Source organism: Antarctobacter jejuensis, from assembly GCF_052266595.1.
GTDB lineage: Bacteria > Pseudomonadota > Alphaproteobacteria > Rhodobacterales > Rhodobacteraceae > Antarctobacter > Antarctobacter jejuensis.
Window position 1 is genome coordinate 91829 of sequence record NZ_JBQQXJ010000014.1, and the last position, 25226, is coordinate 117054.

Here is a 25226-nt window from a genome sequence, read left to right on the forward strand (position 1 = left end):
ATACTGCCGGGGGTGAATGGACCGCAGGTCCAGAGGGGGCAGAGCCCCCATCCCCGTTCACCATCACCAAAAGGGTCCCCGACATGAGCCCCACTGCAAACTGGTCCTACCCCACCGCCATCCGCTTCGGCGCCGGGCGCATCAAGGAAATCGCCGAGGCCTGCGCCGCCGCCGGCATCTCGAAACCGCTACTCGTGACCGACCGCGGCCTTGCCTCCCTGCCGATCACGTCGGCGACGCTTGACCTGATGCAGGCCGCCGGTCTGGGAAGTGCGCTGTTCGCCGAGGTCGATCCCAACCCGAACGAGACCAATCTCGCCGCCGGGGTCGAGGTCTTCCGGTCCGGTGGCCACGATGGTGTCATCGCCTTTGGTGGCGGCTCCGGGCTGGACCTTGGCAAGATGGTCGCCTTCATGGCCGGTCAGACCCGCCCGGTCTGGGATTTCGAGGATATAGGCGACTGGTGGACCCGCGCCGACGCCGATGCGATCTATCCCAACGTGGCCGTGCCGACCACCGCCGGAACCGGGTCAGAGGTCGGGCGCGCATCCGTCCTGACCAATTCCGTGACTCATGAGAAGAAGATCATCTTTCACCCCAAGGTCCTGCCTTCGGTCGTGATCGCTGATCCCGAACTGACCGTTGGCATGCCCAAATCGATCACCGCCGGGACCGGGATGGATGCCTTTGCCCACTGCCTCGAGGCCTATTGCTCACCGCATTACCACCCGATGAGCCAGGGCATCGCGCTGGAGGGGATGAAACTGGTCAAGGAAAACCTGCGCCGGGCTTACGCCTCGCCCGACGATCTGGAGGCGCGCGCCAACATGATGTCGGCGGCAATGATGGGGGCGGTGGCCTTCCAAAAGGGGCTTGGCGCGATCCATGCGCTCAGCCACCCCATCGGTGCGCTCTACAACACGCACCACGGCACGACCAACGCGGTGGTTATGCAGGCGGTGTTGCGGTTCAACCAATCCGCTATCGAGGACCGGCTGGCGCAGGCGGCGGCCTATTTGGGCATTGAGGGCGGTTTTGACGGGTTCTACCAGTTCGTGGGTGAGATCAACGCAACGCTGGGCATCCCCGCCAACCTGGCCGAGATGGGCGTGACCGATCCAGACAAGGTGGCGCTGCTGGAGGGGGCGATGAAAGACCCCAGTTGCGGCGGCAACCCGATCGAAATGACCCGCGACAATACCGCTGTGCTGATCGACAGCCTGTTCTGATCCCGGCGTGTGATTCACAAATCCACAAATCCGGGGTTTGTGAATTACACCTGTTACACATCGACCCGTGTCTTGCTGCAGCCCTTCGCATCCGGCGCTAGGGTGATCTTGTCGAACGGGCGCAGACAGGCGGTTGGGACCTTCCCCGACACGAGCGCCAGTCCCGCCCGCTCGACACGAACTTTCGGAACACAGGTGCGCGGGGTAAGCTGTCATGACGACTCACAAGAAGGACGGAGTTCATGGGGGGAACCTTGAGGCAGCTTTTGGCCACGCACCCGGAGGCGGCGCCAGCGATCGGCGCGCCCTCGCGCGAGTGGCTGAGCTATGGCGCGCTGCGAGCGCAATCGGACGCGATCCGGCAGCAGTTGCGCGCGGCGGGCGTGGGGCCACTGGACCGGGTGGCGATCGTGCTGCCCAATGGCGCGAGCATGGCGACGGCCTTTGTGACGGTGGCCTTGTCGGCCACGACAGCGCCCCTCAATCCTTCGTACCGCGAGGATGAATACGCCTTCTACCTCGAGGATCTGAAGGCCAAGGCCATCATTCTGGAAGAGGGGTACGACGGTCCGGCGCTGGCGGCGGCGCGCCGTTTTGGCCTGACGGTACTGCGTCTGCATGAGGACCCGGAAGTTGCGGGCAAGTTTTCCCTGTCCCCCGAGGCAGGGACCGAGGCGGCGGAGGATGGCTCCCCCGGACCGGAGGACGTGGCCCTGATCCTGCACACCTCGGGCACCACCTCTCGGCCCAAGATCGTTCCCCTGTTGCAGTCGAATATCGCGGCCTCGGCGGAGCATATCGCGCAGTCGCTGGCGCTGACGCCGCAGGATCGCTGTCTGAACGTCATGCCCCTGTTTCACATCCACGGTCTGCTGGCGGCGGTGTCGGCCTCGCTGGCCGCGGGCGGGTCGATTTTCTGCGCGCCGGGGTTCAACGCGCTGAGCTTCTTTGGCCAGATGAAAGAGGCGCGGCCCAGCTGGTACACGGCGGTGCCGACGATGCATCAGGCGATCCTGTCGCGCGCGCCGCGCAATGCCGATGTGATTGCCGATGTGCCGCTGCGTTTCCTGCGCTCGTCCTCGGCCTCTCTGCCCGCGCAGGTGATGGAACAGCTGCGCGAGACCTTCGGCGCGCCGGTGGTCGAGGCCTACGGCATGACCGAGGCGGCGCACCAGATGTGCTGCAACCCGCTGGACCTGCAAAAGCCGGGATCGGTCGGGCGGGCGGCGGGCCCCGAGGTGGCCATTGCCCATGAGGTGGAGAACCGGTTGATCGACGGTATCGGCGAGGTGGTGATATCCGGCCCCAACGTGACGCCGGGCTATGAAGCAAACCCCGAAGCCAACGCCAAGAACTTTTTCGAAGCGGATGGCAAACGCTGGTTCCGCACGGGCGATCAGGGCGGGTTCGATGCCGACGGCTTCCTGAGCCTGACCGGGCGGCTGAAGGAGATCATCAACCGCGGCGGCGAAAAGGTTTCGCCGCTGGAGGTGGATGGCGTGTTGATGGATCACCCAGCGGTGGCGCAATGCGTGGCCTTTGCCCTGCCGCATCCAAAGCTGGGCGAAGAGGTCGCCGCGGCGGTGGTTCTGCGCGAGGGCATGCAGGCAGACGAGGCCGCGATCCGCGCCTTTGCTGCCGAACGCATGGCCGATTTCAAGGTGCCGCGCCGCGTGGTGATCCTGGAAGAGATCCCCAAGGGGGCGACGGGCAAGATGCAGCGCATCGGCATGGCGGAAAAGCTGGGGCTGGTTGCGACCGCGTGAGCGAATGATCGGGCGACCGTGCCTGTGGCGCGGTCGGATGCCTCCGGCGGGCAGTATTTTCAAAGAGAAGAAGCAGGGGGCGCGCGCTGATCCGGCGTGGGAGGGGACATGAAGATCTGTATTTTCGGAGCTGGCGCGATTGGCGGCTACATGGGCGTCAAGCTGGCGCAGGCGGGGGCGGATGTCAGCCTGGTGGCGCGCGGGCCGCATTTGAAGGCCATGCAGGAAAACGGGCTGCGGCTGATCGAGGAGGGGGGAGAGACCACGGTGGACGTGCGCGCCTCTGAGGATCCGGCGGAGTTGGGTGTGCAGGACTATGTGATCGTCACGCTAAAGGCGCATTCGGTGCCAGGTGTGGTGGGAAAGATGGCGCCGCTGATCGGCGAGGGGACGACGATTGTCAGCGGCGTGAACGGCGTGCCGTGGTGGTATTTCCATGGCATCGGCGGCGCGCTTGAAGGGACGCAGCTGGCCTCTGTCGATCCGGGCAACGCGCAATGGGACGGGTTTGGTCCCGACCGGGTGCTGGGCTGCGTGGTCTATCCGGCGGCGGAGGTGATCGAGCCGGGGGTGATCCGGCACGTGGAGGGCAACCGGTTTTCTCTGGGCGAGCCTTCGGGTGAGAAATCGGAGCGGGCGCTGGCCCTGTCCAAGGCACTGGCGGCGGCGGGGTTGAAGGCGCCGGTGCGGCCGCGTTTGCGGGATGAGATCTGGGTCAAGCTGTGGGGGAACCTGTCGTTCAATCCGATCTCTGCCCTGACCCATGCCACGCTGGACGTGCTCTGCACCGATCCGGGCACGCGGGGTGTGGCGCGGGGGATGATGCTTGAGGCGCAGGAGATCGCCGAAAAGCTGGGGGTGAAGTTCCCCATCGATGTGGAGCGGCGGATTGATGGGGGGGCGGCCGTGGGGGCGCATCGGACCTCGATGCTGCAGGATCTGGACGCGGGGCGGCCGATGGAAATCGATGCCTTGGTGGGGTCGGTTCAGGAGCTGGGGCGGATCACCTCGACCCCCACGCCGACCATCGATACGGTGCTGGCGCTGGTGCAGTTGAGGGGGTGTGTGGCGGGCCTGTACGGGTGAACCAAAAAGGGGTGTCCACGCGTGGACAACAAGTTGACGTAACGACCTCAATGGCTTGCAGAGGCAAGTTCATCCTTCCTTAGGATTTGCATCCGGGTCAGTCCGCGTCGATCCTCAGCTTTTGGCCCTCTGCGGCGGAGCTGTAGACGGCCTCTTCGATGGCGATGACCTGCAGGTAATCGCGGGCCGTGTTCTCTGGCCGGGTGCCTTGAGCAAGGCAGTTCACCACGTGGCTTTGCAGTGCCAGAACGCAGTCGCCGCCGAAGGTGCCGGAGGTGTCGGGCGGCAGGATCGTCTCAACCTCCAGCGCGCCGAAGCGGCGCAGGTGAAGTGCGCCGTCGCCGGTGAGGGTGAGGGTGCCTGTGGTGCCTTCGGCCAGCGCCTCTCCCATGGTGCAGCGGGTGTTGGTGGCGGCGTGATCCAAGAGGCGGTTGCCGTCAAAGAGCGCGCGTGCTCCATTGGCATGATCGAAGAGGATATAACCCGCATCCTCTCCCGCGATCACCGGGTTCATCTGCCGCAGGTCGGCATAGACCGCCGAAGGCGGGCCCAGCAGAAAGCGGAAAGTGTCGATCCAGTGGACGGCGGTTTCATGCACCAAGAAGCGCGGCATCTGCTGGAAATAGGGCTGCCGGTCGAGGTAGGCGCGGGGGCCCTGTCCGTCGCCGGGGCGCAGGCGAAAGGTGACTTGCAGAACCTCGCCAATCTCACCGGCGTCCAGACGGGATTTCAGCGCGCGATACCACGGCTGAAAGCGGAAATTCTCGTGGATGACCAGCAGGGCGCCCGCCTCTTCGGCCTCTTGCGTGATGGCGCGCGCCTCTTTCATCGAGGTGCAGAAGGGTTTCTGACAGATGATCGCGCGGACACCGGCGGCCAGCGCCGTGCGGATGGCCTGTGCCTGTGCCGGAGGCGGCACGATCACATCCAGCAGGTCGGGCGTTTCGGCGCGCAGCATCTGGTCCAGATCGGTGAAGGCGGCCACGCCGATGGCGCGCGCCCTGTCCGCGTCGCGGTCACAGGCGGCGATCAGATCGACGCCGGGGATCTTGCGCCATGCGGTATAGTGGAACTGGCTGAAATAGCCCGCGCCCAGACCGGCAACCTTGATCGGGCCGGTGCCCGGCTGTTGTGTCATGCCTGTTCTCCTCTCCTGCCGCAGCCGAGCATAGACCGGCGCGCGCGGCCTGCCTACAGTGCGCGTGGGCCGATTGGGTCCGGGGGAGGGAGAGCAGTCATGTTTGCGGTCGTCGTCACGTTCGAGATCAAACCGGAGGGCGCGGGCGCCTTTCTGGATCTTGTCACGCAGAATGCGCACGCCTCTGTGCGCGATGAACCGGGATGCCATCAGTTCGACGTCTGCGCCGACCCCGCGCGCCCCGGCGAGGTGTTCCTGTACGAATTGTACGACGATCAAGCTGCCTTTGAGGCGCATATGACCACCACGCATTTCATCAGCTTCGATGCCGACAGCGCGCCATTTGTGTTGTCGAAATCGGTCCGGACCTATGCGCAGGTGTTTCAATGACCGCCTGGGAGGTGCATGCGGTCAAATACGCCGATCGCGCGGCGCGGGTGCGGGCGGACAGCTTTATCTTTGACGACAACCACGATGCGCCGCATGCGATGGATTATTTCATCTGGGTGTTGCGGCGGGGCGCGGAGGTGATCCTTGTCGACACCGGCTATGACGATGCCGAGGCGCAGGCGCGCGAGCGGCCGATCCGGCTGGACCCGGTGGCGGCGCTGAAACCCTTGGGCATCGCGCCCGAGGCGGTGACGCAGCTGATCGTGACGCATCTGCATTATGATCACGCCGGGGGGCTGCACCTGTTTCCCAATGCCACGCTGCACATGCAGGCGGCAGAAATGGCCTATGCCACCGGGCCGTGCATGTGCCATGACGTGCTGCGGATGCCCTATACCGCCGGTCATATCTGCGAGGCGGTGAAGCGGCTGTATTCCGGCAAGGTGGTGTTCCACGAAGGGGATGCGCAGATCGCCGAGGATGTGACCGTGCATTGCATCGGCGGGCATTCGCGCGGGTTGCAGGCGGTGCGGGTGCTGACGACGACCGGCTGGATGGTGCTGGCCTCTGACGCGACGCATTTCTACGAGAACTTCTGGCTGCGCAAACCCTTTCCCATCGTTGTCGATCTGCAGGACATGCTGGACGGGTTCGGGCGGCTGGAGCAACTGGCCTCTCGCCGGGAATTGGTGGTGCCGGGGCATGACCCGCTGGTGCGGCGGCTGTTCCCCGCGGGCGTGGCGGATCATATCACCCGGCTGGACCCCGGACCGCAGGAGGTGATTTCGCCCGCGCTGTTCCGGTCTGATGCGGTTTGACGTGACCCTTGCAAAGCGGTCCTCCCGCTCTGTCAGGAATGATAGATAATCGCTCATCTTGCTGCGGCGCGGCTTGTCTGGGCGGGGTGTCACCCGGCATATGCGAAAGGACCGCGCGGCGTGAAAAGGAGGCCGGGGCGGGTTTTCCGGGGAGAGAGACATGACACTTGGATTTGCCATTCTGGGCGCGGGCCGCATCGGTCAGGCCCATGCCCGTGCCATTTCGGCGACGCCGGGTGCGACATTCGTGGCGCTGGCCGAGCCCTATCAGGCGGCGGCCGAGGATATGGCGGCGCGCTATGGCTGTGACCTGCGGTCGATCGACGAGATCGCGGCAAGCGATGACATTCAGGCGGTGGCCATCTGCACGCCGACCGACACCCATTCCGACCTGATCGAGAAATTCGCCAAGGCGGGCAAGGCGATCTTTTGCGAAAAGCCGGTGGACCTGTCGGCAGAGCGGGTCCGGCAGGCCCTGGCCACGGTCAAAGAGACCGGCGCCAGGCTGATGGTCGGTTTCAACCGGCGCTTCGATCCGGATTTCACCGCCGTGAAGGCGGCGATCGACGATGGCAGCATCGGTGACGTGGAAATGGTGGTGATTACCTCGCGCGATCCCGGCCCGCCGCCGGCCGCCTACATCAAGGTCTCTGGCGGGATTTTCCGCGACATGACGATCCACGATTTCGACATGGCGCGCTGGCTGTTGGGCGAAGAGCCGGTGACGGTCATGGCGCAGGGGTCCGTTCTGGTGGACCCCGAGATCGGCGAGCTGGGCGATTTCGACAGCGTGAACGTGATCCTCAAGACCGCGTCGGGCAAGCAGGCGGTGATCACCAACTCGCGCCGGGCCACCTATGGTTATGACCAGCGGATCGAGGTGCATGGCTCTGAGGGCATGGTCTCTGCGGCGAACCGGCATGAGAGCACGGTCGAGCTTGCGGGGCTGAAGAGCTATGCGCGTCCGCCGCTGCTGAACTTCTTCATGGACCGTTACGCGGCTGCCTATGCCAACGAGATCGCGGCCTTCGTCAAGGCGATCAACGAGGGCACCGACCTGCCGACCACAGGTCTGGACGGGCTGAAGGCGCTGGAACTGGCCGATGCGGCGCTGGAATCGGCGCAGACCGGCAAGGCGGTGACGCTGTCGTAAACCGGATCAACGCGCCCGGTGATGGCCGGGCGCGTGAATTTTTGGGGCAGGACCCCCTGCAAAGCCGGCTCTGCCGGCTTTTTTCTTGTGTCAGCTGGGGGTTTCGGGCTGAGTTAGTGCTCTCAAATTTGTTTCCTTGTAAACAAACTCTGGACAAGGCGGTTTGAATTTGGTCCCATGCGCCAAGACGATCAAGAGCATGGACAGGTGGCATGCCGCATATTAAACCGACCGTGCGGGCGGGTAATGTGTTGCGATATAGTGCAAGCTGTGCAAAATTCTGCACATCGTTCGGCGCCGCCCGGCGCATTCTGAGGGGAGGTCAGAATGAAGGGACGTTGCGAGGCATGGCCCGCCGTGAGCGGGCCCCGATTCCACGGTTCGTTGCGGGGGGCTATCCCTAGGGTTGCGACAGCTTCGACCGCCATGGACATCACCGATAACTGCGGCCATCGTTGCCGTTGCATCGGCGCGGATTTCGGGCCGAACGGGTTTTCAGGATAATCGACCGCGGTCTTCGGGCAGCGGCAAAACAGGGTCATCAGGGAGGAACACATGACCACACGGAGAACACTTCTGGGCGCGGCCGCGGCAATTGCCATGGCGCTGACCGGCACCACTGCAATGGCCAAGGAGGTGCTGACGCTGCACCAATTCCTGCCGCCGCAGGCCAATGTGCCCAAGCTGGTGCTGGACGTCTGGGCCGACCGGGTCGAAGAGGCCTCGGGCGGGGAGATCGTCGTCGAGCGCTATCCCTCGATGCAACTGGGCGGGACGCCGCCGGAACTGATGGATCAGGCCATCGACGGCATTGCCGACGTTGTCTGGACCGTGGTTGGCTATACGCCGGGCCGCTATCCCTCGACCGAGGTATTTGAACTGCCTTTCATGGTGAATGATGCGCGCGCCGGATCCTACGCCTATTGGAAGCTGTTCGAAAAGCACATGGAGAACGGCGAATTCGCCGATCTCAAGATCCTTGGCACCTGGGTGCACGGGCCGGGCATGTTCCACACCAACAAGCCGGTCAACGTACCGGGTGATCTGGACGGGATGAAGATCCGTGGCGGCTCGCGTCTGGTGAATGACCTGCTGACCCGCGTGGGCGCAGAGCCCATCGGCATGCCGGTTCCGGCCGTGTCCGAGGCGCTGTCCAAGGGCGTTCTGGACGGCACCACCATCCCGTGGGAAGTGACCCCGGCGCTGAAGGTGCCCGAACTGGTCACGAACCACACCGAGTTCGACGGTCCCGGCCTTTACACGCTGACCTTTGTTCTGGCCATGAACAAGGACCGCTACGAGACCCTGCCGGAGAACCTGCAGAAGGTGATCGACGACAATTCCGGGCTGGCCTTCTCGATCTTCGCGGGCGGCACGCAGGGCGATGCCGACGGTCCGGCGCGCCAGATCGCCGTGGATCTGGGCAACAATATCATCACCGTCTCCGAGGAAGATGCCGGCAAATGGGCCGAGATCGTCGACCCGATCTATGCCGACTGGATCGCCGACATGACGGAAAAGGGCATCGACGGTCAGGCGCTGATCGACGAGGCCAAGGCGCTGATGGCGGAATATACGCCTGACATGGACACCTTCGCCAAGTAAGGCATCCATACCGGGCCGCGGGCAGATCCCGCGGCCCAATTTTCCGAATAGCAAATGGGGAGCAAAGGGATGATCGGTTTTCACCGCATCGTGCTGGGGCTGGCGCGCCTGATGGCCCTGCTGGGCGGGCTGGTCCTGCTGATCTTGGTCCTGATCACCTGCATTTCCATTCTGGGCCGGGCTGCAAATACCACGCTGCATTCCGACACGATGATGGCGATCATGCCCGGTGTCGCCAATGCGCTGATCGATGCGGGCATCGGGGCCATCCGCGGATCCTATGAGATGGTCGAGGCCGGAATGGCCTTTTGCATCTTTGCCTTTCTGCCCTTTTGTACCGTGACCACCGGTCATGCCTCTGTGGATGTGTTCACCAACAACCTGCCGCGCGGTGTGAACCGGGTGCTGGAATTGCTGATCGCCATCCTGTTTGCCGGGGCCTTGGTGCTGATCGCGGTGCAACTATACGAAGGCACCTTGCGCAAGTTCAGTTCCGGCCAGACCTCTTTGCTGTTGGAATATCCGATCTGGTGGGCCTATGCGGCCAGCCTTGCCGGTGCGGTCGCCGCGGCGCTGGCCTCTGTCTACATGGCGCTGGTGCGTCTTTACGAACTGGCCAGCGGACGGATCGTCGTTCCGAATGCCGTGGGAGCGGACCATTGAGCAACCTCGAAATCGGCATCTACTCTTTCCCGGCGCTGCTGCTGTTGATCTTTCTGCGCGTGCCGATCGGGCTGGCGATGTTCGTCACCGGTTTCGCGGGGTTCTACCTGGTCATGGGCAGCACGCGGCTGCCGATGGCGCAGTTGAAAGACCTGACCTATTCGACCTTTTCGAACTACTCGCTGTCCATCGTGCCGATGTTCCTGCTGATGGGATATTTCGCGACGCTGGGGGGCATGAGCAAGGCGCTGTTCAAGGCGGCGGAGAGCTTTCTGGGCCATCGGCGCGGCGGCGTGGCCATGGCGGCCATCGGCGCCTGTGCGGGCTTTGGCGCCATTTGCGGATCCTCTTTGGCGACGGCCGCCACCATGAGCCGCGTCGCCCTGCCGGAACTGAAACGCTATGGCTATGAGGGCGGATTTTCCACCGCCACGCTGGCGGCGGGCGGCACCCTTGGCATCCTGATCCCGCCCTCTGTGGTGCTGGTGATCTACGCCATCCTGACCGAACAGAACATCGCCAAGCTGTTTCTTGCGGCCTTTATCCCCGGCATCCTTGCCGCCATCGGCTACATGATCGCGGTGTCGATCTATGTCCGGGTGAACCCGGGGTCCGCCGGCGTGCGCGAGCCGGTGCCGATGTCGGAACGGTTCGCCGCCCTGTTCGATGTCTGGCCCGTGCTGATGGTGTTCATCGCGGTGGTTGGCGGCATCTACGGCGGCATCTTTACCCCGACCGAAGGCGCGGCGGTGGGCGCGCTTGGCACCGGGATCATCGCGCTGGTCAATGGCGGGCTGACGTTCCGCACGCTGCTGGACAGCTTTACCGATACGGCGCGGTCCTCTGCGATGATCTTTTTCATCGTGTTCGGCGCGGCCTTTTACAACCTGTTCCTTGCCCGCACGCGGGTGCCGCAGGAACTGTCGAACTGGGTTGTGGAGCTGGGCATGTCGCCGATCGCGGTGCTGGCGATCATCCTTGTGATCTACCTGCTGCTGGGCTGTTTCATGGACAGCCTGTCGATGATCCTGCTGACGATCCCGATCTTTTTCCCGGTGATCACGGCGCTGGATTTCGGCCTGTCGGCGGAGCACACGGCGATCTGGTTCGGCATCCTCGTGCTGATCGTGGTGGAGGTCGGGTTGATCACGCCGCCGGTGGGAATGAACCTGTTTGTGATCAACGCGATGGATCCGGAAACCCCGATGGTGCAGACCTACAAGGCGGTGCTGTTTTACGTCGCCTCGGATCTGGTGCGGGTGGTGATCCTGGTCGCCTTTCCGGCGATCACGCTGTTTTTGCTGCCGGGGTAGGGGTGTTCTGCCGTAGGCGCGCCTTCGGCAGCTGTCCCGTCACAGCGGATCTGTGGCGCCCTGGCGTATTTTTAAAGAGAAGAAACCCGTAAGCGGGAGGAGCAAGTCATGGACATCAGTGGACAGGTCGCCATCGTCACCGGGGGGGCTAGCGGATTGGGCGCGGCGACGGCGCGGCGGTTGGCGGCGGACGGGGCGCGTGTCGGCATTCTGGATTTCGATGCAGAGCGGGCCTCTGCTGTGGCGGCGGAAATCGGCGGCCATGCGGTGCGCACGGATGTGGGCGATGAGGCCAGTGTCGAGGCGGCGGTGGCAGAGATCGCCGATAGCCTGGGCGCGCCACGGGTGGCGGTCAGCTGCGCCGGCATCGGCCCTGCGGCGCGGATCGTGGGGCGTGAGGGCAAGCTGTCGACCGACCTGTTCGAAAAGACCATCCGGGTGAACCTGATGGGCACCTATTTCGTCATGTCCCACGCGGCGCGGGCGATGATGGCGCTGGACCCCATGGAGACCGGTGAGCGCGGCGTGGTGGTGAACACCGCCAGCATCGCCTTTCAGGACGGCCAGATCGGGCAGTCGGCCTATGCGGCCTCCAAGGGGGCGATTGCCGCCATGTGCCTGCCTGCCGCGCGCGAGATGGCCAAGCAGGGCGTACGGGTGATGGCGATTGCACCGGGGCTGTTCAACACGCCGATGATGGAGGGCCTGCCAGAGGAGACGACGGCGGGGATCGTCGCCAACATTCCTTTTCCGCACCGGCTGGGCGATCCGGCGGAATATGCGCAGATGGTCAGTCAGATCGTCGCCAATCCCTATCTGAACGGCACCACCATCCGTCTGGATGCGGCGGTGCGGCTGCCGCAGCGCTGAGGAGGCCGCCATGTCGCGCTATCGCTCCCACGCCGTTGTTCGCGAGGATCGGGCCGATGGCTCGGTGATCCTGCGTTCGGGGCACGAGATGACGACACCGGCGCAAAAGACCGGTGACTGGCTGGATCACTGGGCCGAGGTGGCGCCCGACCGGGTGTTCCTTGCGGAGCGGTCCGGCGCGGGATGGCGCGAGGTGACCTACAAGGAGGCGCGCGATGCGGTGCGCCTGATCGCGGCGAGCCTGCTGGAGCGGGGGATGGGGGCGGAGACGCCGATCCTGATCATTTCGGGCAACGGAGTGGACCACGGGTTGCTGGCGCTGGCGGCGCAATATGTCGGGGTGCCGACCGTGCCGCTGGCCGAGCAATATGCGCTGATTCCCGGGGCATGGCCGCAGTTGGAGCATTGCGCGCAACTGGTGCAGCCCGCGATGGTCTTTGCAGATGATGGCGAACGCTTTGCCACGGCGCTGGCGCACGACCTGTTCGACGGGATGGAACGGGTTGTCGCCCGCAATCCGCAGGTGGGCGAGACGGAGCTGACCTCCATGCTGCGCGGGGGCGACGGGCTGGCCGTGGCGGCGGCTGCGCTGGAGGTGGGGCCCGATACGGTGGCGAAATACCTGATGACCTCGGGCTCTACCTCGTACCCAAAGGGGGTGATCACGACGCAGCGGATGATGTGTGCCAATCAGGCGCAGATCGCCGATGCCTTGCCTTTCCTGCGGGAGCGTCCGCCGCGCATCGTCGATTGGCTGCCGTGGAACCATGTCTTTGGCGGGTCGCACAACGTCAACATGATGCTGGCGAACGGCGGGTCGCTGTATATCGACGGCGGCAAGCCGATCCCGGCCAAGATCGCGGAGACGATCGAGAACAACCGCCTGATGAACGGGACGCTGGCCTTCAACGTGCCGGTAGGCTTTGCTATGTTGCGCAATGCCCTGAAGGCGGATCCGGAGCTGCGGCAGAGCTATTTCCGCGAATTGGACATGCTGTTTTATGCGGGGGCCTCGCTGCCGCAGGATGTCTGGACCGATCTGGAAGACATGGCGCGCGAGGTGCGGGGCGACCTGCCTTTGTTCACGACCTCCTGGGGGCTGACGGAAACTGCGCCCGCTTGCCTGATCCAGCATGAGCCGGGCGGGCGTTCGGGCAATATCGGCGTGCCGATGACCGGGGTAGAGGTCAAGCTGATCCCGGATGACGACATGCGCTGTGAAATCCGGGTGCGCGGGCCGAATATAATGCCGGGCTACCTGCATGACCGTGAAAAGACCGCCGAGGCCTTTGACGACGAGGGTTATTTCATCACCGGGGATGCGGTGAAATTTGTCGATCCCGCAGACCCGAACAAGGGGATGCGCTTTGACGGGCGGATTTCCGAGGATTTCAAGCTGATGACTGGGACCTGGGTGCGGGCGGCGACGCTGCGACTGGAGTTGTTGCAGGAATATGCGCCCTTGGCGCAGGACATCGTGCTGTGCGGGGCCGACCGGAACGAGGTGGGGGTGATGATCTTTCCCACGGCCGAGGTCATCGAGATGGGCGAGGCCGATGGGGCTGTGCTGATCGGCGACGCGCTGCGCGACGCGCTGACCGGGAGAATGCAGCTGCGCACCGATCACGGGTCTGCCGCGCGGGTCATGCGGGCGCTGGTTCTGGCGGAACCGCCCTCGCTGGGCGATGGAGAGATTACCGCCAAGGGCAACCTGAACTACCGCAAGATCCTGACGCGACGCGCGGATCTGTTGGAGCGGCTCTACAGCGACGATCCCTCTGTCATCCGGATTTGAGCAATATAGTGCGTAAATCGTGCCAATTGCACGCGTCCTGTCATGAAAACTTGCAATGATGCAGATATTTTGCATCATAGTGCATGTTCGAGTCACCCTTGGGGAGAGGAGCCCCGCGCGACAGGTCGGTCTACGGCCGCGGGGTGAGGCAAGTCCCGGAGGCTCTCCGGGCGAGGGGAGGATCCATGACGGACAATCAGAATGCAGCGCTGTATTTTGTCGACCGCCACCTGCACGAGGGCCGGGCCGACAAGCCCGCCTTTCGTGAGGCAGCCGGGCAAAAGCGCACTCTCAGCTATGGTGATCTTGCAGCGGGCAGCGACCGGGTGGCCGGGGCGCTGGTCCGCGCCGATATCCGGCCCGAAGAGCGGATCGCCTGCATCGTGCTCGACCAGATCGAATATCCGCAACTGTTCTGGGGCGCGATGAAGGCGCATGTGGTGCCGATCGCGCTGAACACTTTGCTGACCGGTGAGGCCTATGAGTTCATCCTGAACGACAGTCGCGCGACCTGCCTGTTCGTTTCCGCGGAATTGCTGGATTCCGTTTTGCCTGCCGCACGCAAAAGCCGGCATCTGCGCCGGATCGTGGTGATCGGCGGCGAGGCGCCGGAGGGCACCGAAAGCTGGGACAGCTTCATGGCCGGCGCCGAACCGGTCGAGGCCGCGCGGGTCAGCGAGGATGAATGCGCTTTCTGGCTCTATTCCTCCGGCTCGACCGGCCTGCCCAAGGGGGTGCGGCATGTGCACGGCGCGTTGCGGGCGACATCCGACACCTACGGGGCGCAGGTGCTGGGCATCCGCGAAGAGGACACCGTTTTTTCGGTGGCGAAGATCTTTTTCGCCTATGGCCTTGGCAATGCGATGACGTTCCCCCTGTCCGTCGGGGCGACAACGGTGCTGTTCAATGGCCGCCCCACGCCGGATGTGGCGGTCAGGATCGTGGCCGAGGAAAAGCCCACGATTTTCTGCGGGGTGCCGACGCTCTATGCAGCGACGGTGCATTGGCTGGAACAGAACGGCGTGCCGGATCACAGCCTGCGCTGCTGCATTTCCGCCGGGGAGGCGCTGCCCGAAGAGGTGGGCAATGCGTGGCGGCGGCTGTGGGGCGTGGACATTCTTGACGGTGTCGGGTCGACCGAGATGCTGCACATCTTCCTGTCGAACCGTCCCGGGGATGTGGTCTATGGCACCTCCGGACTGCCGGTGCCGGGCTATGAATTGCGCTGTGTCGATGAGGACGGGCAGGAGATCACGCCGGGGGGCGTTGGCGAATTGCTGGTGCGCGGGGCCTCTGCCGCCGATGGTTATTGGAACAAGCGCAACAAAAGCCGGGCGACATTCGAGGGCGAGTGGACCCGGACCGGCGACAAGTACGAGATCACCGAAGAGGGGCGGTTTGTCTACTGCGGGCGCACCGACGACATGTTCAAGGTGTCAGGCATCTGGGTGTCTCCGTTCGAGGTGGAGCAGGCGCTGATCGCGCATCCTGGCGTGCTGGAGGCAGCGGTGGTGCCGCACCGGGACGCCGAGGGGCTGGAAAAGCCGCGCGCCTTTGTCGTCCTGAAAGACGGGGCCACGGCCGAGGCGGTGACGTCGGAGCTGAAGGATTTCGTCAAGGCCAAGGTGGGCGCGTGGAAATACCCGCGCTGGATCGAGGTGGTCGAGGATCTGCCCAAGACGGCGACGGGCAAGATTCAGCGTTTCAAATTGCGGGAGGTGGCGTGATGGAGTGGTCTGACGGGGCAAAGGGGTTTGTGACGGCGGGTGGCAAGCGGCTGGAGGCGCAGTGCTTTGGCCCATCGCCTGCAGAGGCGCCGACCATCGTGCTGTTGCACGAGGGGCTGGGCTGTCTGGCGCTGTGGCGGGATTTCCCGCAGGCCTTGGCGGAGGCGACCGGCTGGGGCGTGTTTGTCTACTCGCGGGCGGGCTATGGTCAGTCCGATCTGGATGCCTTGCCGCGGCCGCTGGATTACATGACGCGCGAAGCGGTGGAGGTGCTGCCCGAGGTGCTGGACGCCTTTGGATTTCAGCGCGGGGTGCTGATGGGTCATTCGGACGGCGCGACGATCGCGGCGATCTATGCCGGGTCGGTGTCCGATCACCGGGTGCGGGGGCTGGTGCTGATGGCGCCGCATTTCTTTACCGAGGAGATGGGGCTGCGCCAGATCGCGGCAGCGCGTGAGGTCTTTGCCAGCGGCGATATGCGCGCGAAGATGGCCAAGTATCACCGCGACCCCGAGCATACCTTCAAGGGCTGGAACGACGCCTGGCTGGATCCGGGGTTCAAGGCGTGGAACGTGGGCGATGTAATTGACTACCTCCGCATCCCGGTGCTGGCGGTGCAGGGGCGTGACGACGAATACGGCACGCTGGCGCAGATCGAAGAGGTCGAGACGCGGTGCTATGCGCCGGTCGATACGCTGATCCTGGACGACTGCCGCCATGCGCCGCAGATGGATCAGCCCCGGGCGGTGCTGGACGGGGTGACGGAGTTCGTGACCCGGTTGGACCGCATCGAACGGGCCGGGCCCGAGGCGGCCTGAGCCATGGACCTGCCGGACCAGCCCTACCTGCCGGGATTGACCGCGCGGCCCGCCGAGGAGGATTTCGACGGGTTGAAAGGCGTATCAGCGCCGCTGAAAGACTGCCCTGCGTGGCAGGCAGGGAGGCGCTTTTTCGACGCGGGATACTATTGGGAGGCGCATGAGGTCTGGGAGGCGGTCTGGATGGCGGCACCCGCCAATTCGGCGGAACGGCACCTTGTGCAGGGGATGATCCAACTGGCCAACGCCGGGCTGAAGCGCCGCATGGGCCGGACCCGCGCGGCAGAGCGGCTGGACGACATGGCCGGGGTGATTCTGTCCGAGGCTGTGGCGCGGGGCGGGGCGGCGGCGATGGACCTTTCGGAGAGCGATCTGACCGGGGCGCGGCAGGCCGTTGAGGCGGTGCTTGCCGTGAATAGTGCAATATAATGCATGTAATGACGCTGTGTCTCGGCAAAATCTCAAGAAAAGACGCAGTTTCGGTGTACTTTTTGCCGAAAGCCGTGTAGATCAAATGAATAATGGCACTATAGTGCATGTATCGGGAGGAGGATGGACCCATGGCCAAACGCATAGACTTTCAGGTGGACCCCTCCAGCTATCGCCATTGGCGGGTGGAGTATGACGGTCCGGTCGCCAACCTCTACATGGATGTGGATGAGAACGGCGGTTTGTTCGACGGCTATCTGCTGAAGATGAACTCTTATGATCTGGGCGTGGATATCGAGCTGGCTGACGTGGTGCAGCGGATGCGGTTCGAACACCCGGAGGTGAAGGTGGTGGTGATGCAGTCCGGCAAGGATCGCATCTTTTGCGCCGGGGCCAACATCCGCATGCTTGGGGGCGCTGCGCACAGTCACAAGGTCAACTTCTGCAAGTTCACCAACGAGACGCGCAACACATTCGAAGCCGCCGAGGAGGACTCGGGGCAGAAATACATCGCGGCGGTGCGCGGGTCCTGTGCGGGCGGCGGCTATGAGCTGGCGCTGGCCTGCAACCACATCATGCTGACAGATGACAGCACTTCGAACGTGGCGCTGCCAGAGGTGCCGCTGCTGGCGGTGCTGCCGGGGACGGGCGGGCTGACCCGTGTGACCGACAAGCGCAAGGTGCGCCGCGATCGGGCGGATGTCTTCTGCTCGACCGAGGAAGGGGTGCGCGGCAAGCGGGCCAAGGACTGGCGGTTGGTGGATGAGGTCATCCCGAATTCCAAGTTCGACGCCACGGTGCAGGAACGGGCACAGGAATTTGCCGCCGCTTCCAAGAAGGCTGATGTCGCGCAGGGGATCACCCTGACGCCGCTGGACCGGTCGTTCCATGACGATGGCTCTGTCACATATTCCACCGTCGAGGTGGCTGCCGACCGCGCCGCGCGCACGGTGACGATCACCCTGAAAGGCCCGGATGCCGAGGCCCCCGCCGACATGGAGGCCTTTACCGCCGAAGGCGCGCAGGCCTACATGCTGCGCCTCGCGCGCGAGTTGGACGATGCGATCCTGCACCTGCGCCTGAATGAGCCGGAACTGGGCCTGATGATTTTCCGCGCGCAGGGCGATCCGGAGGTGCTGGCCGGGCATGAAAAGCTGCTGATGGACAACGCCGATCACTGGCTGGCGGCGGAGGTTCTGCAATACTGGAAGCGGATCTTGAAGCGGGTCGATGTGACCTCGCGCAGCATGGTGGCGCTGGTCGAGCACGGGTCGTGCTTTGCGGGGATCCTGGCCGAGTTGCTGTTCTCCGTCGACCGCAGCTATATGATGGAAGACGAGTTCGAAGGCGACAACCGTCCGATGGCGACGGTGACACTGAGCGACGCCAACTTTGGCCCGATGAAGATGGCCAACGGGCTGACCCGTCTGGAAACCCGGTTCCTTGATGATGACGAGGCGCTGGAAAAGGCACGCGCCACGAAGGGCGAGGCGCTGGAGGCCGAGGAAGCCGAGGAGGCGGGCCTTGTGACCATGATCCTAGACGATATCGACTGGGAGGATGAGATCCGCATCTTCCTCGAAGAGCGCGCCAGCTTCAGCCCGGATGCGATGACGGGGATGGAAGCGAACCTGCGCTTTGCCGGGCCAGAGACGATGGAGACTCGGATCTTTGGCCGCCTGACCGCATGGCAGAACTGGATCTTCATCCGGCCCAATGCGGTGGGCGCGGATGGCGCGCTGCAGCGATACGGCACGGGCCAGCGCGGCGAATATAGCATGGAGCGCGTGTAACGGCGTTCGGAACGGCGGGGTAAACCCCGCCCTAAGGGTCCCGGTGCCGCCGGTCCCGATCAGAGATGTAGGGCGGGGTTCACCCCGCCGCCCAAGGAGGAAAAGCAATGCTCGACCTGATCAACGTGAGCTATGACACCCAGATCCCGAACAACGTCGGGCTGTCGTCGGACAAGAAGGTGCTGAAGGCGCTGGAACGCTGGCACCCCGGTTATATCAACTGGTGGAACGACCTGATCCCGCAGAACTTTCAGGAATCGATGGTCTATCTGCGGACGGCCGTTTCGGTAGACCCCAAGGGCTGGGCCAAGTTCGATTACGTGAAGATGCCCGAGTATCGCTGGGGCGTCTTGCTGGCGCCGCAGGTCGAGGACCGGCGCATTCCCTGTGGCGAGCACGCGGGTGAACTTGCCTGGCAGGAAGTGCCGGGCGAATACCGCAACCTGATGAAGCGTCTGATCGTCATTCAGGGCGACACAGAGCCGGGCTCGGTCGAGCAGCAGCGCTTTCTGGGGCTGACGGCGCCCTCGCTTTACGACATGCGCAACCTGTTCCAGGTGAACGTCGAAGAGGGCCGGCATCTCTGGGCGATGGTCTACCTGCTGTTCAAGTATTTCGGCAAGGATGGCCGCGAAGAGGCGGATGATCTCTTGCGCCGCTCGTCCGGGTCCGAGGAAGCGCCCCGGATGCTGGGCGCGTTCAATGAGGAAACGCCGGACTGGCTGTCCTTTTTCATGTTCACCTACTTCACCGACCGTGACGGCAAGATGCAGTTGGAAAGCTTGGCGCAGTCCGGGTTCGATCCGCTGTCGCGCACGTGCCGCTTCATGCTGACCGAGGAAGCGCACCACATGTTCGTGGGCGAAACGGGCGTGGGCCGCACAATTCAGGCGACCTGCGAGGCGATGAAGAAGGCGGGCATCAGCGATCCATACGACATCAACAAGATCCGCGAGCTGGGCGTGATCGACCTGCCCACGATCCAGAAAAAGCTGAACCTGCACTATACCCTGTCGCTGGACCTGTTCGGGCAGGAGGTGTCGACCAACGCGGCCAATGCCTTTAACGCAGGGATCAAGGGCCGCTACATGGAGACCCGGATCGACGACGATCACAAGCTGACGGGCGACACCTACAAGGTGCTGGACATCGTCGACGGTCAGGTGATCGAACGCGAGGTGCCGGCGCTGACCGCGATCAACATGCGCCTGCGGGATGACTATGTCCGCGATGCGAGCGGCGGTGTCGGGCGCTGGAACAAGCAGATCCAGAAGTCCGGGATCGAGTTCGAGCTGAAGCTGCCGCACCAGGCCTTCAACCGCAAGATCGGCGTGTTCTCGGGCAAGAACTTTGACCCGGATGGCAATGTCGTGTCGGGTGAGGCCTATGACAAGGGCATAACCGAATGGCTTCCGACCCATGCGGATGGCGATTTTATCCAGTCGCTGATGAAGCCCTGTTTCGAGCCGGGCAAATTCGCCAGCTGGATCGCGCCGCCGAAGGTTGGGATCGACAACAAGCCGGGCGATTTCGAATACGTCAAGCTGCACATGGCCTGACACCATGGCAGGGATGGGGCGGGTTTTCGATGAAATCTCGCCCCCTCCTTGATCCAGAACAAGGACGGGCAGGGATTTGTCCGTAGGCTTTAGCGCCGTCTCTTCTCACGCGAACAGGAAGATCCGAGATGCAAACCGACAGATTGATTGGCCACGCCCCCCGCAGCCGCGCCTTCGGCGAAAAGTTCCTCGCCAGTGAAACCTGCATTGGCTGCAAGGGGTGCACCGGCCTGTGTCAGGCCCTGATCGAGGCGCTTGTGGTGCCCGACGTGGTGCTGGACCGCGACGACTGACAGCGGCGAAATTCCAAGCTAGAAAAACAGGATACCGGGGCCATTTCAGGCAACCGGGGGGAGGGTTCCGTCATGAACAAGCCGGTCAAACAGCATCTGATCGACCCGGAAATTTGCATCCGTTGTTACACCTGCGAGATGACCTGCCCGATCGAGGCGATCACCCACAATGACGACAATGTCGTGGTGGACGCCGACAAATGCAATTTCTGCATGGACTGCATTCCGGTATGTCCCACCGGGTCGATCGACGAATGGCGCGTGGTGGCCGAGCCCTACAGCCTTGAGGAGCAGTTCGAATGGACCGAATTGCCCGACCAGGAGGATCTGGGCGAGGGGGCTTCTGGCGATACCGGGATCGAGGCGCTGGACGATGCCGTTGCGGCGCTGCTGAACGAGGCGCATGCGGGCGTCGGCGGCAAATCGGTCGCACCGCGGAGCGCCTCCAAGCCCTCGGTCAATCTCTACAGTCTGGGCAAGCCCGCCAAGGCGGTGGTGCAGGGCAACTATCGCCTGACCAAGGACCCGGAACACGACGTGCGGCACATCATTCTTGATTTCGGCGGGCAGCCCATGCCGGTGCTGGAGGGGCAATCCATCGGGATCATTCCACCCGGCACCGATGCCGAGGGCAAACCGCACCTGCCGCGTCTGTATTCCGTGTCCAGCCCGCGCGATGGCGAGCGCCCGAATTACAACAACGTCTCGTTGACCGTGAAGCGCGAGGACGGCGGGCTGTGTTCCAACTACGTTTGCGACCTGAAGCAGGGGGATGAGGTGCAGGTGACCGGGCCGTTCGGGGCAACCTTTTTGCTGCCGGACGATCCCGAAGCGCGGTTGTTGATGATCTGCACCGGTACCGGGTCGGCCCCGATGCGCGCCTTTACCATGCGCCGCCAGCGCGCCGTGGGCGGGAAGTCCGGTGGCATGGTCATGTTCTTCGGTGCCCGCACCGCCGACTCGCTGCCCTATTTCGGGCCGTTGAACAAAGTGCCGGGCGATCTGCTGGAAAAGCACCTGGTGTTTTCACGGGCTGGTGACACGAAAGAATACGTGCAGGACCGGATGCTGGTCGAAGAGGAAAAGGTTGCCGACCTGCTGACCGACGCCAAGACGCATGTCTACATCTGCGGCCTGCGGGGGATGGAGGAAGGGGTGGAAAGCGCCTTTACCTCCATCGCGGAAAGCATCGGCGAAAGCTGGCCCGCGCTGCGCGATGTGATGCGCGGCGAGGGCCGGTATCACGTCGAAACCTACTGAGCGCGGCGACCGCGCAAATGCGTATTTGGAAAGAGAAGAAACGCAGGGAGACGCAGGAGGTGGCGGGCGCGGAATGACTGATAAGACAGTGGCACCATATCAGCACGTCATCCGCGTCACATGGGGCGATTGCGACCCGGCGAAGATCGTCTACACGGCGCGCATTCCGTGGTTTGCGCTGGATGCGATCAATGCCTGGTGGGAAGACACGCTTGGTGAGGGCTGGTTCCAGCTGGAGCTGGATCGCGGGGTTGGGACGCCATTCGTCAACATGACACTGGATTTTCGTGCGCCGATCACGCCGCGTCACCGGCTGATCTGTGACGTCTGGCCGTCGCGGCTGGGCGAGACGTCGATTTCCTTTCGGGTCATCGGACGGCAGGACGGGGTGATCTGTTTCGAGGGGCGGTTTACCTGTGTGTTCACGGAAGCCAGGGCCTTTCGCAAGCGGCAACCGCCCGAGGATATCCGCGCGCTGGTGCAGGCGCATCTGCGGGACGATGCAGGAAACCGCATCTAGGGTCTCATCCGCCGCCCGCCGGGCTTTGCTTTCTGTGTCGTGAAAGCTAGGATGTGCACTATAATTCACATGGGGCAGGCGGCGCATGGCGGACGGACGGTCGGCGGAGACAGAGGCACAGACAGATCCGGTGGCGGTCCTGATGGCGCGCGTGGGCGAGCGGGTGCGGCAGGCACGCGAGCAGCGCGGCATTCCGCGCCGCGTGCTGTCCGAGACGTCAGGAGTGTCGCCGCGCTACCTTGCCCAGCTGGAAGGCGGCGAGGGCAACATCTCTATCGGGTTGCTGATGCGGGTGGCGGCGGCGCTGGATTTTCGCATGGACTGGCTGGTGAGCGAGGAGGACCCCTGGACCTCGGACGTGCAGCAGGTGGCCGAAATGTACCGCCGGGCCGAGCCGCCGGTGCAGGCGCAGGTGCGCGAGATCCTGATCGACGGAGCGCCGGGCGGACGGCGGGCGCAGCGGCTGTGCCTGATCGGCCTGCGCGGCGCGGGGAAATCGACGCTGGGGCGCATGGTGGGTGAGGCGCTTGGGGTGCCGTTTGTCGAATTGAACCGGGAGATCGCCGAACTGGGCGGGATGCCGGTGGGCGAGATCATGGCGCTGTACGGGCAGGAAGGCTATCGCAAGCTGGAGGCGGATGCGCTGGACCGGGTGATTGCCGGGCATGAGCAGGTTGTGTTGGCAGTGGGTGGCGGGATCGTGGCCGAACCGGGCACTTACAACCGGCTGCTGGCGCATTTTCACACCGTGTGGCTGAAGGCCGCGCCGGAAGAGCACATGGCGCGGGTGCGCGCGCAGGGTGATACCCGCCCGATGGCCGGTCAGCCCGAGGCGATGGCGCAGTTGCGGTCGATCCTGCAGGCACGCGAGATCCTGTATGAGCGGGCGCATGCGCAGTTGGACACCTCTGGTGCGACGCCCGAAGAGGCGTTGGAGCGGCTGAAAACCCTGATCGCGGCAGAGCGGTTTCTTGGCTGAAAGTCTGGCCAAGACTTTGGGTGAACGGCTGCGCGGACCGTTCCGGGACGCGGCAGAGGCGGTCTTCCTGCATGGCTCGACCCCTTGGGAGGTCGACGAGGCGATGGAGGCCTTCGGCTTTGCCACGGGACCGTTCGAGATGGAGGATGAGATCGGGCTGGATGTCGCCTGGGAGCGGCGGCGCGAAACGGGTTGGCCGCAGGGCCTGCCGATCCTTGGCCGGATGATGGAACTGGGCAAGCTGGGCCGCAAGACCGGGGCAGGGTGGTATCGCTATCCCGGCGGTGGCGGCAAGGTCGAGGATCCGATCGTTGCGGATCTGGCGCTGGAAGAGGCGCATTTTCACCGTCTTGACCGGGTGGATTATGCGCCGGAGGAGATCAGGGAGCGGCTGCTGGTGTCTTTGTTGATGACAGCGGAGGCGCTGCGGGCAGAGGGCGCATCGGAGGCCGATATTGCGCAGGCCGCGGTTACGGGTGTCGGGTTTCCCGAGAGCGAGCCTGGCGGTGTGCTGGGCTGGGCGTGTCGCCTTGGGGCGGGGCAGGTCGCCGCGATGGTGGGCCGGGTGCGGCAGGACGGGGTGGTGCCGCTGCCGCCGGTGTCGGGATAACTCAGTTCAGGTCTTCGAGCAGGCGGCCGTGGCGTCGCGTTTCCTCGACCACTGCGCCGAAGGAGGTCAGTCCGCGCGCCTGCAGCATGGGTAGCATCCGCACCAGCACCTCGGCTGTGGCGCGGGCGTCCCCCAGCGCCGTGTGGCGCAGAGCCTCTGGTATGGTGATCCCCAGCCGGTCACAGAGCGCGTCCAGTGTATGCGTTTCCGATGCGCCGAAAAGGACAGCGGACAAGAGGACCGTGTCGAGGATCGGGTGATCCCAGACCACGCCCATCCGGGTCTTGTGCCGCTGCAGAAAGGCCATGTCGAAAGGCGCGTTGTGGGCCACGATGACGGAATCGCGGGCAAAGGCGTGGAATTGCCGACCGGCGCGCGCGATCCCCGGTTTCCCGGCGACCATCGCATCCGAGACACCATGCACCTTGGTCGAGGCAGGCGGGATCGGGCGGCCCGGGTCGACAAGCTGGTCGATGACCTCACCTTCGACGATGCGGCCATTCACGACCCGGACGGCGCCAATCTGAACGATCTCGTCCTTGTGTGGCAGCAGGCCGGTGGTTTCCGTGTCGAAGACCGTGAACGTCAGCGCGCTCAGCGGCAGGTCGGCAACCTGCGCGCCGGACCGGCTTTCGAGGAGGTCGAAATCATAGACAAGCGGGCGCGCGGCGTCGGGAGAAATTTCGATATGGGCGGCATCGATGGTCATCATATAGCCGCCGCCCTGCATCGGTTTCAGCCGGGCGTCGTAGGTTTGTTTGCCATCGAGCCCCCGCAGGGTGCGGGTGACCTCCTTGCCGGTCTTGTTCAGGTCCTTGCGGGCGGTGCGCAGGTCGGCGGGGTCGAAGTAGTCGCTGAGCGGGGCGTTCAGCCGGGGCACGGCCTGCTGGGCCAGAACCTCTGCTGCCTGACCATCATAGAGTACGATCTGGTCGTCGGCATTGATGAGCAGGGTGGCGACCGGGATTTCCGTCAGCAGGGCTGTCAGGCGGGCCTTTTCGCTGGCAAGGCGTTGGGTCTCTGCCGCGATGCGTTCGGCGGTGGCGAGGGTGTTGTCTGACAGGGCGCTTGCCACCGCAGAGGCCGCGGGCGCAAGATCGCCGAGATAGCGCGCGGCTTCGGTATCCAACTCTCCCGACAGGCCCGCGTGAGCGCGGGTGCGAAGCTGTGCTGATAGACGTTCGATGGGTTTGGCGACGTTTTCGTCGAACAACAGCCAGACCCCGACACTCAGCGCGGTCAGGCCGAAGATCGCGATGATGCCCGCAAATACAAAGCCGTTGGCCGGGGTGCTTTGCACGGCGCGGCCATGGCCCAGCCAGAGCGCGACAACGGTGACGGCGGCACCGCCCAAGGCGATGAGACAGAAGAACAGGAATATCCGCAGACGCAGGCTGAGACGTGTCATGGGC

General features: G+C 64.2%; 23 protein-coding genes. 21 read left to right on the forward strand and 2 right to left on the reverse strand.

What is annotated here, in order from left to right:
• Positions 1-83 precede the first annotated feature (83 nt).
• From ACTXGA_RS18530 to ACTXGA_RS18540, 3 genes are all read left to right on the forward strand, one after another.
• The gene (locus ACTXGA_RS18530; RefSeq protein ID WP_443396095.1) at positions 84-1229 is read left to right on the forward strand and encodes an iron-containing alcohol dehydrogenase; all 1146 of its coding nucleotides are present in this window, start codon (positions 84-86) and stop codon (positions 1227-1229) included.
• 242 nt (positions 1230-1471) lie between these two features.
• A complete protein-coding gene (locus ACTXGA_RS18535) occupies positions 1472-2995 on the forward strand; it encodes an acyl--CoA ligase (protein WP_443396096.1) in 1524 nt (507 codons plus the stop codon).
• Between the two features lie 108 nt (positions 2996-3103).
• Positions 3104-4081 carry a 2-dehydropantoate 2-reductase gene (locus ACTXGA_RS18540; RefSeq protein WP_443396097.1) on the forward strand — a complete coding sequence of 326 codons (978 nt, stop codon included), beginning with the start codon at positions 3104-3106 and terminating at the stop codon, positions 4079-4081.
• 97 nt (positions 4082-4178) lie between these two features.
• Here the strand turns inward: ACTXGA_RS18540 and ACTXGA_RS18545 are convergent, their stop codons facing one another.
• The gene (locus ACTXGA_RS18545) at positions 4179-5219 is read right to left on the reverse strand and encodes a Gfo/Idh/MocA family protein (protein WP_443396098.1); all 1041 of its coding nucleotides are present in this window, start codon (positions 5217-5219) and stop codon (positions 4179-4181) included.
• Between the two features lie 99 nt (positions 5220-5318).
• Here ACTXGA_RS18545 and ACTXGA_RS18550 point away from each other — a divergent pair, with 99 nt between their 5' ends.
• The 18 genes from ACTXGA_RS18550 (at position 5319) to ACTXGA_RS18635 (ending at position 23814) form a co-directional block, all read left to right on the forward strand.
• Positions 5319-5609 (forward strand): putative quinol monooxygenase, encoded by a 291-nt coding sequence (locus tag ACTXGA_RS18550; RefSeq protein WP_443396099.1) that lies wholly within the window; start codon positions 5319-5321, stop codon positions 5607-5609.
• A complete protein-coding gene (locus ACTXGA_RS18555) occupies positions 5606-6427 on the forward strand; it encodes an N-acyl homoserine lactonase family protein (RefSeq protein WP_443396100.1) in 822 nt (273 codons plus the stop codon). The genes ACTXGA_RS18550 and ACTXGA_RS18555 overlap by 4 nt, the downstream gene beginning before the upstream one ends.
• 160 nt (positions 6428-6587) lie before the next feature.
• Positions 6588-7580 carry an inositol 2-dehydrogenase gene (iolG, locus tag ACTXGA_RS18560; protein WP_443396101.1) on the forward strand — a complete coding sequence of 331 codons (993 nt, stop codon included), beginning with the start codon at positions 6588-6590 and terminating at the stop codon, positions 7578-7580.
• Positions 7581-8135: 555 nt separating this feature from the next.
• Positions 8136-9185: a TRAP transporter substrate-binding protein gene (locus ACTXGA_RS18565; RefSeq protein WP_443396102.1), complete on the forward strand. Its 1050-nt coding sequence runs from the start codon at positions 8136-8138 to the stop codon at positions 9183-9185.
• Between the two features lie 69 nt (positions 9186-9254).
• Positions 9255-9848 (forward strand): TRAP transporter small permease, encoded by a 594-nt coding sequence (locus tag ACTXGA_RS18570; RefSeq protein ID WP_443396103.1) that lies wholly within the window; start codon positions 9255-9257, stop codon positions 9846-9848.
• On the forward strand, positions 9845-11161 hold the full coding sequence (locus tag ACTXGA_RS18575; RefSeq protein WP_443396104.1) for a TRAP transporter large permease: 1317 nt from the start codon (positions 9845-9847) through the stop codon (positions 11159-11161). Before ACTXGA_RS18570 ends, ACTXGA_RS18575 begins: the two co-directional genes overlap by 4 nt.
• Before the next feature lie 108 nt (positions 11162-11269).
• On the forward strand, positions 11270-12031 hold the full coding sequence (locus ACTXGA_RS18580) for an SDR family NAD(P)-dependent oxidoreductase (protein WP_443396105.1): 762 nt from the start codon (positions 11270-11272) through the stop codon (positions 12029-12031).
• A 10-nt stretch (positions 12032-12041) separates the two neighbouring features.
• Positions 12042-13826 carry a feruloyl-CoA synthase gene (locus ACTXGA_RS18585; protein ID WP_443396106.1) on the forward strand — a complete coding sequence of 595 codons (1785 nt, stop codon included), beginning with the start codon at positions 12042-12044 and terminating at the stop codon, positions 13824-13826.
• Positions 13827-14011: 185 nt separating this feature from the next.
• Positions 14012-15553 carry a benzoate-CoA ligase family protein gene (locus ACTXGA_RS18590; RefSeq protein WP_443396107.1) on the forward strand — a complete coding sequence of 514 codons (1542 nt, stop codon included), beginning with the start codon at positions 14012-14014 and terminating at the stop codon, positions 15551-15553.
• The gene (locus ACTXGA_RS18595) at positions 15553-16371 is read left to right on the forward strand and encodes an alpha/beta fold hydrolase (protein WP_443396108.1); all 819 of its coding nucleotides are present in this window, start codon (positions 15553-15555) and stop codon (positions 16369-16371) included. Before ACTXGA_RS18590 ends, ACTXGA_RS18595 begins: the two co-directional genes overlap by 1 nt.
• Before the next feature lie 3 nt (positions 16372-16374).
• A complete protein-coding gene (locus ACTXGA_RS18600; protein WP_443396109.1) occupies positions 16375-16800 on the forward strand; it encodes a DUF309 domain-containing protein in 426 nt (141 codons plus the stop codon).
• 131 nt (positions 16801-16931) lie between these two features.
• Entirely contained in the window at positions 16932-18593 is a 1662-nt protein-coding gene (boxC, locus tag ACTXGA_RS18605) for a 2,3-epoxybenzoyl-CoA dihydrolase (RefSeq protein ID WP_443396110.1), read from the forward strand.
• Positions 18594-18700: 107 nt separating this feature from the next.
• Positions 18701-20152, forward strand: a complete 1452-nt coding sequence (boxB, locus tag ACTXGA_RS18610) for a benzoyl-CoA 2,3-epoxidase subunit BoxB (protein ID WP_443396111.1) — start codon at positions 18701-18703, stop codon at positions 20150-20152.
• Positions 20153-20280: 128 nt separating this feature from the next.
• The gene (locus tag ACTXGA_RS18615) at positions 20281-20445 is read left to right on the forward strand and encodes a hypothetical protein (RefSeq protein ID WP_443396112.1); all 165 of its coding nucleotides are present in this window, start codon (positions 20281-20283) and stop codon (positions 20443-20445) included.
• Between the two features lie 72 nt (positions 20446-20517).
• On the forward strand, positions 20518-21705 hold the full coding sequence (boxA, locus tag ACTXGA_RS18620) for a benzoyl-CoA 2,3-epoxidase subunit BoxA (RefSeq protein WP_443396113.1): 1188 nt from the start codon (positions 20518-20520) through the stop codon (positions 21703-21705).
• A gap of 73 nt (positions 21706-21778) precedes the next feature.
• Positions 21779-22225, forward strand: coding sequence for an acyl-CoA thioesterase (locus tag ACTXGA_RS18625; protein ID WP_443396114.1), 447 nt, complete (start codon positions 21779-21781; stop codon positions 22223-22225).
• Between the two features lie 85 nt (positions 22226-22310).
• Positions 22311-23204 carry a helix-turn-helix transcriptional regulator gene (locus ACTXGA_RS18630; protein WP_443396115.1) on the forward strand — a complete coding sequence of 298 codons (894 nt, stop codon included), beginning with the start codon at positions 22311-22313 and terminating at the stop codon, positions 23202-23204.
• A complete protein-coding gene (locus tag ACTXGA_RS18635; protein WP_443396116.1) occupies positions 23197-23814 on the forward strand; it encodes a 3-hydroxyacyl-CoA dehydrogenase family protein in 618 nt (205 codons plus the stop codon). The genes ACTXGA_RS18630 and ACTXGA_RS18635 overlap by 8 nt, the downstream gene beginning before the upstream one ends.
• Before the next feature lies 1 nt (position 23815).
• On the opposite strand, the gene ACTXGA_RS18640 is transcribed toward ACTXGA_RS18635, so the two are convergent.
• On the reverse strand, positions 23816-25222 hold the full coding sequence (locus ACTXGA_RS18640) for a 3'-5' exonuclease (protein ID WP_443396117.1): 1407 nt from the start codon (positions 25220-25222) through the stop codon (positions 23816-23818).
• Positions 25223-25226: the final 4 nt, after the last annotated feature.

What these genes read in the sequence shown, in the direction of transcription:
- ACTXGA_RS18530 (WP_443396095.1), top strand. Translation starts at nt 84, where the DNA reads ATGAGCCCCACTGCAAACTGGTCCTACCCCACCGCCATCCGCTTCGGC.
- ACTXGA_RS18535 (WP_443396096.1), top strand. Translation starts at nt 1,472, where the DNA reads ATGGGGGGAACCTTGAGGCAGCTTTTGGCCACGCACCCGGAGGCGGCG.
- ACTXGA_RS18540 (WP_443396097.1), top strand. Translation starts at nt 3,104, where the DNA reads ATGAAGATCTGTATTTTCGGAGCTGGCGCGATTGGCGGCTACATGGGC.
- ACTXGA_RS18545 (WP_443396098.1), bottom strand. Translation starts at nt 5,219, where the DNA reads ATGACACAACAGCCGGGCACCGGCCCGATCAAGGTTGCCGGTCTGGGC.
- ACTXGA_RS18550 (WP_443396099.1), top strand. Translation starts at nt 5,319, where the DNA reads ATGTTTGCGGTCGTCGTCACGTTCGAGATCAAACCGGAGGGCGCGGGC.
- ACTXGA_RS18555 (WP_443396100.1), top strand. Translation starts at nt 5,606, where the DNA reads ATGACCGCCTGGGAGGTGCATGCGGTCAAATACGCCGATCGCGCGGCG.
- iolG (WP_443396101.1), top strand. Translation starts at nt 6,588, where the DNA reads ATGACACTTGGATTTGCCATTCTGGGCGCGGGCCGCATCGGTCAGGCC.
- ACTXGA_RS18565 (WP_443396102.1), top strand. Translation starts at nt 8,136, where the DNA reads ATGACCACACGGAGAACACTTCTGGGCGCGGCCGCGGCAATTGCCATG.
- ACTXGA_RS18570 (WP_443396103.1), top strand. Translation starts at nt 9,255, where the DNA reads ATGATCGGTTTTCACCGCATCGTGCTGGGGCTGGCGCGCCTGATGGCC.
- ACTXGA_RS18580 (WP_443396105.1), top strand. Translation starts at nt 11,270, where the DNA reads ATGGACATCAGTGGACAGGTCGCCATCGTCACCGGGGGGGCTAGCGGA.
- ACTXGA_RS18585 (WP_443396106.1), top strand. Translation starts at nt 12,042, where the DNA reads ATGTCGCGCTATCGCTCCCACGCCGTTGTTCGCGAGGATCGGGCCGAT.
- ACTXGA_RS18590 (WP_443396107.1), top strand. Translation starts at nt 14,012, where the DNA reads ATGACGGACAATCAGAATGCAGCGCTGTATTTTGTCGACCGCCACCTG.
- ACTXGA_RS18595 (WP_443396108.1), top strand. Translation starts at nt 15,553, where the DNA reads ATGGAGTGGTCTGACGGGGCAAAGGGGTTTGTGACGGCGGGTGGCAAG.
- ACTXGA_RS18600 (WP_443396109.1), top strand. Translation starts at nt 16,375, where the DNA reads ATGGACCTGCCGGACCAGCCCTACCTGCCGGGATTGACCGCGCGGCCC.
- boxC (WP_443396110.1), top strand. Translation starts at nt 16,932, where the DNA reads ATGGCCAAACGCATAGACTTTCAGGTGGACCCCTCCAGCTATCGCCAT.
- boxB (WP_443396111.1), top strand. Translation starts at nt 18,701, where the DNA reads ATGCTCGACCTGATCAACGTGAGCTATGACACCCAGATCCCGAACAAC.
- ACTXGA_RS18615 (WP_443396112.1), top strand. Translation starts at nt 20,281, where the DNA reads ATGCAAACCGACAGATTGATTGGCCACGCCCCCCGCAGCCGCGCCTTC.
- boxA (WP_443396113.1), top strand. Translation starts at nt 20,518, where the DNA reads ATGAACAAGCCGGTCAAACAGCATCTGATCGACCCGGAAATTTGCATC.
- ACTXGA_RS18625 (WP_443396114.1), top strand. Translation starts at nt 21,779, where the DNA reads ATGACTGATAAGACAGTGGCACCATATCAGCACGTCATCCGCGTCACA.
- ACTXGA_RS18630 (WP_443396115.1), top strand. Translation starts at nt 22,311, where the DNA reads ATGGCGGACGGACGGTCGGCGGAGACAGAGGCACAGACAGATCCGGTG.
- ACTXGA_RS18640 (WP_443396117.1), bottom strand. Translation starts at nt 25,222, where the DNA reads ATGACACGTCTCAGCCTGCGTCTGCGGATATTCCTGTTCTTCTGTCTC.